An 11,697-nucleotide genomic window follows, 5' to 3' on the forward strand; every position below is an offset into this window, starting at 1 on the left:
ACAACATCGATGCGGGGACGTCCTAATTCTTCTAAACTCAGGAGTTCCAGTTTGTTGACTCGTCCTAACGCATCGGGAACGGGTTTGACTCCCACCATCCACATGATTTGGGCGAGGGATTCCCCGTAGGTTTTGATGTTATCGGTTCCCCAGAGGACGCAGGCGATGGTTTCAGGCCATTCGCCGTTGTTTTCCATCCGTTGCCGATTTAACAGCCGGTCTACGACGATTTTGGCCGAGGTGATTGCTGCTGCGGTGGGGATGGATTGGGGGTCGAGGGCGTGGATGTTTTTGCCGGTGGGTAGCACATCGGGGTTACGGATGGGGTCGCCACCGGGTCCGGGGATGACGTATTCTCCTTCTAAGGCACGCAATAAGGCACCGAGTTCGTTGTCGGCGCAGATTTGCTGCAAGCAGAATTCGAGATACTCAAATAGGGGTTTGAGGTCGTCGGTATCAACTTTAGGATAGCCCGCTTGGTGGAGGGATTCGACCCAGGGGGCTTTTTTGCCCATGTTGAAGAAGTTGAGTTTGGAGACTCGGGAAACTCGTCCTTCGGCATCGGTTTGTTCTTGGACGAGGGCGCCGATCGCATCGCGAATGGCTTGGATAATGGCCTGTAACAGTTCAACGTCTTCTAAGATGCCTTTGTCGTTGTTGGCATAGAGTTCGTCGATGTCTCGTCCGATGCTGTTGGCGATAATCCGTAGTAGACTCTTGAGTCCTTCTTCGTCGCGATCGAGGGAGGCGATGTTGACTAAGGTGGCGATCGCCTCTTCCGCAGAGGGCGGTTTCCCAATGACGTGCAACCCACAGGGTAACAACCGCGATTCGATTTCCATCAGCTTGCGGTAGACTTGACCCACCACATTATCCCGTTCCTCGGGAGTCAGTTCGATCGCATCTTTATCCGGCAAGTTGATATCCTGATCCAAATTCACCAACCGGCATTTATCCATGATGGTGTTGACGATCGCCACTCCCCGTCCACTATCTTTCAGAGTTTGATAGGACCCAATCAACTCATTCAGTTCTTGCAGTCCCTTGTATAACCCCGCATTCTCTGCCGGTGGCGTCAAATAGCTAATCGTCTCGGCATAGGACCGACGTTTGGCGATCGTCGCCTCCGAAGGATTATTAGCCGCGTAATAGTAGATATTCGGAATCTTGCCAATCAAGCTGTCGGGATAACATTCCCCCGACATCCCCATCTGCTTACCGGGCATAAATTCCAAGGACCCGTGAGTGCCAAAATGGAGGACCGCATCGGCACCCCAAATTTTCTCCAAATAGGTGTAGTAAGCAGCAAATCCATGATGAGGACTCGCCGATCGCGAGAATAGCAAGCGCATCGGGTCGCCTTCATACCCAAACGTCGGCTGAATCCCGATAAAGACATTCCCAAATGACTTCCCATACACCAGCAAGTTTTGTCCATCGGTGTTGAGATGTCCCGGAGGCGGTCCCCAGTTTTCTTCGAGTCGTTCGGAATAGGGTGTCAGTTTTTCATACTCTTCCACCGACATCCGATAGGCGACATTCAGTTCGGGACTATTGTACTGCGCTTGGGCATCGTGGATGACTTCCAACATCAGCGCCTCAGCAGACTCAGGCAACTCCGGAAGATCATACCCGTTGCATTTAAGGGCGTTCATCACTTCATAGATGCTGCCGAACACATCCAAATAGGCAGCAGTTCCCACGTTCCCTTTATCTGGTGGGAAGCTAAAGATGGTGATGGCAACTTTTTTATCCAGTTTCGGCTTACGGCGCAGGGTAGCCCATTTAATCGCCCGTTGGGTGACCGTTTCGATGCGGTCCTGGAGGGCGATCGCCTTGCCAGTAGCCCCATCCCGTCCCGATAAAATAATCGGTTCGATCGCCCCATCCAATTCAGGAATCGCAATCTGTAACGCCACTTGAATCGGGTGTAACCCCAAATCACTATCCTGCCATTCTTCCGTAGTTTGGAACACCAACGGCAAGGCCACCATATAGGGCCGATTTAACCGTTTCAGAGACTCGATCGCCTTGGGATGGTCTTGACGGGCGGGACCTCCCACTAAAGCAAATCCTGTCAACGAAATCACCGTATCCACCAACGCCAGGGGTTCCACTCCTTTTGCGCCAACATCCCAGAAATAGGCATCCACCGGTTTAGAAAAGTCTAACCCTCCGGCAAACACGGGAATCGGGCGTGCACCCAAGGCTTCAATTTCCTGGACCATTGCCACATAATGGGCATCATCCCCAGTAACCAGGTGGGTGCGTTGCAACACTAACCCAATACAGGGGGCCAAGGGGTCTTTGAGGTCATCGGAAATGTCATCGCGGCTGTTATACCAGTTGAGATAATCCTTAACATCCTCAAACATTTTCGGGGCCAAGGGATGCCAGACCCCCATATCCAGATAAACCACTGGATCTTGGAATTTGACCGTTTGCTGACCCTTGAAGACGTATTTATCCGCCAACATCAGCAGGAAGTTTTCCAGGTTTTCCGAGGAACCCCCCAACCAATATTGGAAACTCAACATGAAGTTGCGGGCATCCTGGGCCTTGTCCATCGGCAGATATTTGAGGACTTTGGGCAAGGTTTGCAGCAGCTTGAGCATTCCATCTTGGAAGGAAGCGCCAGATTTTTCCTTGCGCTTCTTCATAAATTGCCCGATCGCACTCTTGGATTGACCCAATTGCGCCATCGAGAAACTGCCCATTTTATTCAGACGCATCACCTCCGGCATGGAGGGGAAAACCACCGCCACATCCAGGCGATCGCGGTGGGGTTCGACTGCGGCCGTCACTTTTTGGGCTAAATCTTCAATGAAAATTAGGGAAGCAATAAAAACATTCGCCGTGGCTAAATCCTGCTTAAAAGCCTCGTAATTGGTCGAGTCACGCAGTTCTTCTATCAAGTAACCACTGATTTCAATGGCTAAATTTTGGTTATTTTCGTTGATTGAGCGAACCGCAGACGATAAAGCACTCTGATACTGGGCTTCTAGCACGACATAGACCACCTTCAGTAAAGAACGCCCTCTAAGTTCATCCGGGGCAATGTGTCGAATGGTGGGCTTGACGTGAGTGAACATGAAGTTTGGCTCCTTTTAGATGCGCGTCCAGCAATTTAGCAGTTAGGTTTGGAGGCTAAAAGTCAGCTTCTAGCCAGTCCAACGCAAAAGTGGCAACTGTAAGAGTTTTTACCAAAAAATGCGTCTCTCTGGGGGCTTTTGGCCCGGATCCGACACAATTCGATAAGAAACGATTGCCAATTGTGTAGTTTTGTTAACTTTATCAGCAGGTCATTACTTTACCATGTAGGTTACAAAAGTTCATAATCTTCCCAAATTTAGAGGTTGCGATTATTTGCTTAACAGATTTGTTATTAGTTATTACAGCAATGTAATAGATAGTCGAAAACCAATTTAGGGTAGAGTTGCACGAATAGACAAGAGTCCGCAGCCATAAGAGGCGGGTGTAAGTGAGGTAAAAAGCCAACGCTGCAAAGGGCGACTATAGCAATCCTAAATGATTTATGACATATATAGCGAGTCTCTCCCGTCTTGGGCCGCCTTATGTTGGGGGTGAGGGTGAGTCCACCGAACCGCTATATATCATCCCCTCACCCGGATAAAATCAATCGATGGGTTATCGAGGGACCCCCCGTAATCACTGGCTTTGTTAATCTTTCTAAAAGAATAAATAATTCCTATATCCGAAACCAAATTATTAAGTTAGAATACGGACCATATCCGTCAACAACTGGCGGGTTTAAAATTTATGGTGTGGGGAAATTCCAATGAGTTTTGCGGTTTACAACGAAAGTTCTTACTTGGCGAATAATCCGGATATTCAACAAGCGGTGAGTGCCGGAATCTTTACATCGGGTCTGAGTCACTTCCAAATATTTGGGTTAGGGGAAGGAAGAGTCCAAGTTTCTCCATTTTATAACGAAGCAACCTATTTACTCAACAATCCCGATGTTGCAGCGGCGGTGAGTAATCGAGTCCTAACTTCTGGATTGCAACACTTCATACAATTAGGGGAAGCAGAAGGACGGGTAACTATTTCTCCACTTTGGAACGAAAGCACCTATTTATCCCTGAACCCCGATGTCGCGGGGGCCGTTAATAGTGGACTTTTGGCCTCGGGATTGCAACACTTTCTGGCCCTGGGAAATGCTGAAGGACGTTCAGGCGGACCCAGCACTTCCCTGACCCCTGCCGGGTTTAACGAATCCGCTTATTTAGCCATTAATCCCGATGTCAGAACCGCAGTAGAGTCGGGGATACTCAGTTCAGGATTAGCCCACTATCAAAGTTTTGGACAATTTGAAGCCAATCGGGGCGGTGTTTTCCTCGGTACCAGTGGGAGTGATACGATTAATGCCTTTGGACAAGCTACGGGCATTCTTGGTGTGGGAATTTCTAATATTACCCCATTAGGGATTGGTGGACTCGATGGAATTCCTACCAGTTTAGGAGTCGGTGAAATCGACACTTTAATTGGAGGACCGGGAGTCGATATTTTTAATCTGGGACTCGGGATTACACCGTTACGACCCAGCCCACAAAAATTGTATGTGGGACAGGGAAATTTGGACTATGCCCTGATTAAGAACTTTCAGCTAGAGCAAGATTTAATTTTGCTGGCAGGGGAACCGAGGGAGTATCGGTTTGATGCTGCCGATGGAAATTTCCTAATCTCCACCGCTGGGGGTGATTTGTTGGGGATTTTAGAAGGGATTTCCAATCTGCAAATTAGAAATATTTTTGATGATAGCACCTTTATCTTATCCGGTGGAGAAGGGTCGTTAATCACTGAAGTCCCGGGTTTCAACGATAGCGTTTATTTAGCCGTTAACCGGGATGTAGCAGGGGCAGTGGCCGGGGGGTTTTTTGCCTCGGGATTAGCGCATTACCAAGAATTTGGGCAGAATGAAGGGCGAGTCGGGGTGTTTAGCGGGTCGAGTGGCGGGGATGAAATTACGGGATTTGGGCAGAATACCAGTTTGGTGGGAGTCGGACTAACGGTGGTGGCGGATTCGCCAAACCAAGATGTGGTGATTACGGGTCAGGGAACGGGTCAGATTGATGTGTTAACGGGGGGTTCTGGGGTTGATACATTTGTCCTGGGGACGGGGATTAGCTTTGCCAATTCGACGATTCAACCGTTTTATATCGGGAATGGAAATGAAGATTATGCGTTGATTCGTAACTTTGAACCTGGAAAGGATCAGATTCAGTTAGGGGGGAATCCAGGGGAATATACTTTCCAGGCATCTGATGGCAATTTAAATATTTTCCGCAATCCGGGTGATTTAGTCGGGATTGTCGAGGGGGTGACGAATATAGCGGTAACGCAAGCGTTTACGACGGGACGATTCTTGATGAGTTAAACTGGCATGGGGGATCGGCATCGTTTGTGCTGACTGGAAACCGGATGGCGATGATCGCCATCCGGTTTGGGTTTCAGGAGAACTACAGCTTAAGTGCGATCGCGCGCTTGTTTAATGAGGTCCACAATCTTAGGATGACCTTCTTCGGCGGCCCAAACCAAGGCAGTCCAGTTATTGCGGTCTTTGGCCCGAATATCTGCACCGCGATCGATTAAACATTGTACCACATCGCCATGTCCATTTCCGGCAGCAGTAATTAAAGCCGTCACCCCAAACTCACTTTGGCCATTGATATCTGCACCGGCGGCAATTAATGCCTCTACAACCTCCACCTTACCGGAACCTGCCGCACTCATCAACGCTGTCCAGCCATCATTATCGGCATTTTTAGCCTCTGCACCGGCATTGAGTAACAATTGGACCAATTCCAGATTGCCACTCTCGGCAGCGGCGGTTAATGCGGTTAATCCATCGGCATCTTTTTGATTCACGTCAGCATTTCCCTGGAGTAATGCCTCCACCTGAGATTTTTCTCCGGTTTTAATTGCCTCGATTAACTCAGTCATCCCTGATCTCCTCTGTGATTATAAGGTGATTAACTACCCACAACGTCTGATATTCTATCGAGAATCTAAAGCCTAAACTTTAAACTGTAAATGGTCATCATGACAGCGATCGATATTGTAATTTTGTCAAATGGTCCCGGAGAATTAGCCACCTGGGTGCGTCCAGTTGTGCGCGCATTGCGGCAACAGTTGGGCGATCGCCTTACTAGAAGGGGCTTTCCGGTTCCCATCCAGGCATTTTGGTGGCTAGAATGAAACAGCCATGCCTTAAAAAGGGGGGCTAAAGAGATCCGTCCCTATCAGGGTTAGGGAACTCCCAAAAATAAAATACCCAAAACCCACACCCGTTAACGGTGGGGCACTCGCGGAGCTCGCCTGCGCAGCGTCAGAGTCAGGTTTTTCACCGCAGAACTTGGATAATTTATTTTTTTGGACTCCCTTATAGAAAAATGGTATTAGTCAGATAAGTGGTGAATTGTTTACAATTGGCGGATACCATTGAGGGGGTAGGCTTTTCCAGTCAGGGCGTCAAATGCCCATGCCTGGATTTTTAACGGGCCGGGGGGGAGCGGACTTGCGGAAAAATGCGTTTGCCAACCCAACCATAATTGTTCCCTCAGTTGTCGTTGTTGATTGACATCATTTCGTTGCACTCTAACATCGGCGATCGCAAAACCAATTGCTCGCGGGTTGTCATCTTGATACGTCAAAATCACTGCATCTGCCGCTTGATTTCGCTCCGGTAAAATCGCCCAACCGTCAGCGCGATAAACCCGCTCGTCCAGCTGTTCGAGACTATCGAACCAACCCGAATCCGCGCCCACTGGAAGGGTTCCGGCAATTTGACCGATATCTTTGCTTTTCACTAAGCCCAGATCCAGGAAACCAAGTTGATCGAGTCGAGTCACGATGCGAGCGAATTTTACTTTTACTCTCTCTTGCTTCTTCGGGGAGAAGCGATCGAGGGGAACGGGAAACACTCGCTCAAACAAGCACTTTTGAGTATCGATCGCCTGACTTAATAGCAAACAGGCTTTTGCTTGCCGGCGATCGCGCCGCATAAAACTCATTTGTTCGGTTGCAGAAAGCGAAGTGAACAGATGCAAGCCGATCAGTGCAGTCGCCACAGAAGCAGCAAGCCGGGTGGTGAATAATTTCCGGGTAAGAAATGTGCCATTTCGGTTAAAATGAGCAAATAGAATGGGAATTAAATGAACGAGAGCAATCAGCAGATAAACCGAGAATGTGGTGTATCGAGAAGCTAAAGCCCCATCGATGCCAAATCCCACGCGCCCCAAGGAAGTGATCGCGCCACTCATTCCGCTATAAGCGGCGATCGCCAACCAACCCTTGGCGCGATCAAGCAACTCTGCGTCTTGACAAATCACCAGATAACCACAGGCTCCGATCAATATCACCAGAATTGCCAATCCTACTCCCGTTGCCACCATTAAACTGTGGGAGGGATTCACTTGTGCCAGAGGCGCACCTAGAAACCCTAGAAAAAAATGAAACGTTTCCCCGGGATGCTGGATTGCATAGGAAAAACTGGGGTGATGGTTAGGCTTCACATACTGATAAAAATACAGACCTAAGTTCGCCGCAAAAAATGCCACCCATGCAACGATCCACCATTTTTTCCGGAGAAGTTCACGATGAGATCTGGCAAATACCAATACAGGTAGCACCAGAATCCACAATAGCATTCCATTGGCAAACGAAAATGTGCTGATGGTACAAAGCGCCGTACAAATTGTGAATTTAGCAAGCTGACTGAGCTTGGAGTGCGCCACCCCGATGCAAGTGGTCAAACAAGCAATGGGAAGGAAAACGACCACTTGAATCCCCCACAACCAATTTTCGTATTGAATGGGAGAAAAAATCAGCAGGTTGGCGAGAAAGGCGATAAAAATGGATTCAGCTAAGGGTCGGTTGACGGTGATGCGATTTAAGCGATAGAGGTTGGCTGAAACCACAGCGGCTAAGAAGAGACTGACTAACATTTCCACCCGCACATCCCAGCGAGTTAAATAAGCGATCGACAGAAAAATAAGTCGGGGGAAAAACTTACGGCTTTCATTATGTTGGGCGATTAAATCGCCAAGGGATAAGGTGTTTTCCGAGAACTGTTCGATGGTTAATCCGGCATTGAACCATTGATCGGCAAAGGGAACGTTAATGCTATTATTGATAATGAGGATTGTCACAAAAACCGCAGGAACTATAGCTAAGGCAGTTCCCGCGATCGCCGCACCCTGACTGATTCTTTTCTGCATATCTGCTGATTTTATTTGAGATACTTTGTAGAGGGGTTAAAACGCGATCGGATACGAAGACAGAATCGGTGAAGCAGGTATATTAATTATTTGGCGCCATGACTCAAGTATTGAACGAGTTTTCCGGGAGAGACAGAGCCTTTTTATGTGGCTAAAACTTGGCGACATGACAAGGTTTAGTAGGGAGGAGTTAGGCAACTTTTCAGATCGACCACTAAATGTAGGGGCAATTCCCTTGCTCATCCCCACATACAAACGAATTCGGTGATGCGTAAGTTTTGGTAGGATCCTCCCCAGTGCGATCAGCCTAGCGATCAGTTTTAAAATTCGGTTCATCTTGAAAGCCAATTTGTTCTTTGATAATATAGTAAGGACGTTGTTTGACTTCATCATAAATGCGTCCGATGTATTCACCGATAATTCCCAAAAAAATAAGCTGCACGCCCCCCATGAAAAAGGTGGTGGTCAGCCCAAAAGCCCAGGAGAGAAACTCTCGATCCAAGACTAATTTATAATACAACGCGATCGTCCCAATCGCAAATGAAAAGGTAGCGCAGGCAAAACCGAATAACGTTGCCAGTCGCAGCGGAATTGTGGAAAAGGCAAAAATGCTATCAAACGCCAGCTTAAACAACTTCCACAGCGTCACCCTGGGTTTACCGCGATAGCGTTTACCGCGCTCCACAATCGCCCCAACGGCTCTAAATCCGGCATAAGCCCGCAACCCGCTGATATATTTATTGCGTTCCGGCATTTGGCGCAAAGTGAGAATGACTTGGCGATCCATTAGAGAAAAAATCCCCGCATCCAAGGGAATGAAAATGCCAGATAAAATGCTGTGGATCCGATAGAAACTTTTGAATGCCAGACGTTTGAGCCAACTTTCCTTGCGTTGCTTGCGAATTGCATAAACTACTTCATAGCCTTGTTTCCAGGCACTCACGAATTGGAAAATCGCTTCAGGAGGGTCTTGCAAATCCCCATCCATGAGAATCACCGCCTGCCCCTCGGCGCGATCCATACCCGCCGACAAAGCACATTGATGGCCGAAATTTCTGGACAGGGCGATAATTTTGACGTTAGGAGAGTCGCGAGCGATAGTTGTGAGAAGGCTGAGGGAGGCATCCACACTCCCATCATCTACAAAAATGACTTCTGTATAACCCCCAAGTTCCTTGATGACGGGGGCGAGGCGTTGCCAGAGTTCCGGGATAATAGATTCTTCGTTGAAAATCGGGATAACAACGGAATAATGTATTTTGGACACCATGCTGCTCAATTTATATGCTCCACAATACGAAGATAAAGAACCCCTCAGATGCGTGAAACCACATTCCTTGCCGGGCGATCTCACCCATTCCTACCCCGCATCACCCACCCTAGCGGGTCGAGCGCTCATATCGGGCTTGTTTGAGCAATTCTACCACGTCTTTATGCTTTTCTTCCAATGCCCAAACCAACACCATCTAATTATTGTGATCTTTAGCGCGGATATCGGCACCGCGATCAGTCAGCAATTGTACCACTGGCACGTGACCGTTACCTGCCGCATTCATCAACGGGGTTAAACCAAAATTGGTTTTCGCATTGACATCGGCACCTGCCTCCGTTAGAATTTCTACGATCTCCAGATTGCCGATCGCCCCCGCACTCATCAACGGCGTCCACCCATCATTATCGGCACTATTGACATCAGCACCGGCATCAAGTAACTTTTTCACCAGTGCGGCATTCCCCGCCTCGGTTGTGTTTGAGGCATACTCAAAACCGTTTTGGTTTCTTTAATCTTTGAATGACAACGCCGATCTGATCCCAGCTTGTTTCCATTGGCTATCTATATCAACGCCAGCGATCGAAATTTTTACCAAAACTTTACATTGGGTGAAATATTAAAAGGTAAGTGGAGGTGCAAGTTACAGAAAAGATAAATTTATGGTAAACTACGATAGACGACTTTACTGGAAACGCGAGGGGGGAGTTGCGTTTTAGGAAAATTTGCGGAAGGAATCGTGCGAGTTGTTCCGCCTTTACCGAGTGCGCTTCACAACTCATGCCGGGATAAAATAGTGAGTTGGAGTTGAGGTGAGGGCGATCGCATTCTGAGCGTTCCTACATCTAACCTAAAAGGCAATTTCGATAATACAATAATGGAACCCGTTGATATTTTAATCTTGTCTAATGGTCCCGGAGAATTAGCCACCTGGGTGCGTCCAGTTGTGCGCGCCTTGCGGCAACAGTTGGGCGATCGCCGAGCTCAGGTCCGGATTTCCGTGATTCTCTCCCCCTGTCCTCATGCTACGGGAAAAGAAGGCGCGATCGCCCGGACTTATCCCGAAATTGACCGCGTACAGGAAGCACAACACTTTTGGCCCTTTTTGCTGAGGGGAAAAACAGCCGAGAATTGGGACTGGCGAGAAAAAGGGGTGGTCCTCTTCCTCGGGGGTGACCAATTTTTTACCCTAATCCTCGGCAAACGCTTGGGTTATCGGACTGTTATTTATGCCGAAAGGGAAGCGCGATGGCAACGGTGGATTGACCGTTTTGCTGTGATGAATGGTCAGGTACAACCCCAGAATTCCCAGAAATATGCCCATAAATTTACCATTGTCGGGGATTTAATTGCTGATGTGGCGCGGGATTGGGGAAACGAAGGCGAGGAAATAGGAGAATGGAGTGAGGCAGAGGAATTGATTGGACTACTTCCGGGGTCAAAACCGGCGAAACTGATGCAGGGGGTTCCCTTGTGTCTGGCGATCGCTGAATGTATCCATCAAGTGCGACCCCAAAGCCAATTTGTGATTCCTGTCGCGCCAACTTTAGAGATAGAAACCCTAGCAGAATTTGCCAATCCCCAGCAGAATCCGGTCCTAGAATTAGTGAATGGCACAGCTGCGGAGTTAAAACTAGAGGAGAACAACGGTATGGCGTATTTGGAAACTGCCAGTGGATTGAGGGTGCAACTTTGTCGGCGATCGCCCGCTTATGATTTGCTCTCCCAATGTACCCTGTGCCTCACAACCGTCGGTGCCAACACCGCCGAACTCGGTTGCCTAGGCATACCCATGATTGTCCTCTTACCCACCCAACAATTAGACGCCATGCGTGCTTGGGATGGATTGCCTGGAATTTTAGCAAACTTACCCCTGTTGGGGTCAATGTTTGCCAAATTGATTAACCGCTTAGTCTTGCGCCAAGGGAAACTTTTTGCATGGCCGAATATTTGGGCCGGAGAGGAAATTGTTCCCGAACTGGTGGGAAAATTGCAACCTCAACAAGTCGCTGCGATCGCCTTAGATTGGTTAGAAAACCCCGAAAAATTACAACTCATCCGAGATAAATTACATTCAGTCCGAGGACAACCGGGTGCTGGCAATAATATCGCTAAAATTGTCATAGAAGAAATCGAATCCCAATTAAATTAACCCGAACCCTGTAGGGGCAATTCGTGAATTGCCCC

The 11,697-nt window shown here is 48.4% G+C and carries 7 protein-coding genes and 1 pseudogene; 3 read left to right on the forward strand and 5 right to left on the reverse strand.

From position 1 onward, the window contains the following. A partial coding sequence (locus J0895_RS21705) for a magnesium chelatase subunit H (RefSeq protein ID WP_207090079.1) occupies positions 1–3,092 on the reverse strand: 3,092 nt, incomplete at its 3' end. Positions 3,093–3,799: 707 nt separating this feature from the next. On the opposite strand from J0895_RS21705, the gene J0895_RS21710 reads away from it, so the two are divergent. Next, entirely contained in the window at positions 3,800–5,398 is a 1,599-nt protein-coding gene (locus J0895_RS21710; RefSeq protein WP_207090080.1) for a hypothetical protein, read from the forward strand. Between the two features lie 89 nt (positions 5,399–5,487). Here J0895_RS21710 and J0895_RS21715 read toward each other — a convergent pair whose 3' ends face one another. After that, positions 5,488–5,964: an ankyrin repeat domain-containing protein gene (locus tag J0895_RS21715; protein ID WP_207090081.1), complete on the reverse strand. Its 477-nt coding sequence runs from the start codon at positions 5,962–5,964 to the stop codon at positions 5,488–5,490. Positions 5,965–6,054: 90 nt separating this feature from the next. Between J0895_RS21715 and J0895_RS21720 the strand changes: the two genes are divergently transcribed. After that, positions 6,055–6,219 carry a hypothetical protein gene (locus J0895_RS21720; protein ID WP_207090085.1) on the forward strand — a complete coding sequence of 55 codons (165 nt, stop codon included), beginning with the start codon at positions 6,055–6,057 and terminating at the stop codon, positions 6,217–6,219. A 224-nt stretch (positions 6,220–6,443) separates the two neighbouring features. On the opposite strand, the gene J0895_RS21725 is transcribed toward J0895_RS21720, so the two are convergent. The 3 genes and pseudogenes from J0895_RS21725 to J0895_RS21735 form a co-directional block, all read right to left on the reverse strand. After that, entirely contained in the window at positions 6,444–8,240 is a 1,797-nt protein-coding gene (locus J0895_RS21725) for a hypothetical protein (RefSeq protein WP_207090082.1), read from the reverse strand. 307 nt (positions 8,241–8,547) lie between these two features. Next, positions 8,548–9,510, reverse strand: a complete 963-nt coding sequence (locus J0895_RS21730) for a glycosyltransferase family 2 protein (RefSeq protein ID WP_242541493.1) — start codon at positions 9,508–9,510, stop codon at positions 8,548–8,550. Between the two features lie 196 nt (positions 9,511–9,706). After that, positions 9,707–9,976 (reverse strand): annotated as a pseudogene (locus J0895_RS21735) (ankyrin repeat domain-containing protein); the annotation flags it as partial. A gap of 411 nt (positions 9,977–10,387) precedes the next feature. Between J0895_RS21735 and J0895_RS21740 the strand changes: the two are divergent. Further along, positions 10,388–11,662, forward strand: a complete 1,275-nt coding sequence (locus tag J0895_RS21740) for a glycosyltransferase family protein (RefSeq protein WP_207090083.1) — start codon at positions 10,388–10,390, stop codon at positions 11,660–11,662. Positions 11,663–11,697 lie beyond the last annotated feature (35 nt).

The sequence above is a fragment of the Phormidium pseudopriestleyi FRX01 genome (genome assembly GCF_017313335.1).
Taxonomy (GTDB): Bacteria; Cyanobacteriota; Cyanobacteriia; order Cyanobacteriales; family Laspinemataceae; genus Laspinema; species Laspinema pseudopriestleyi.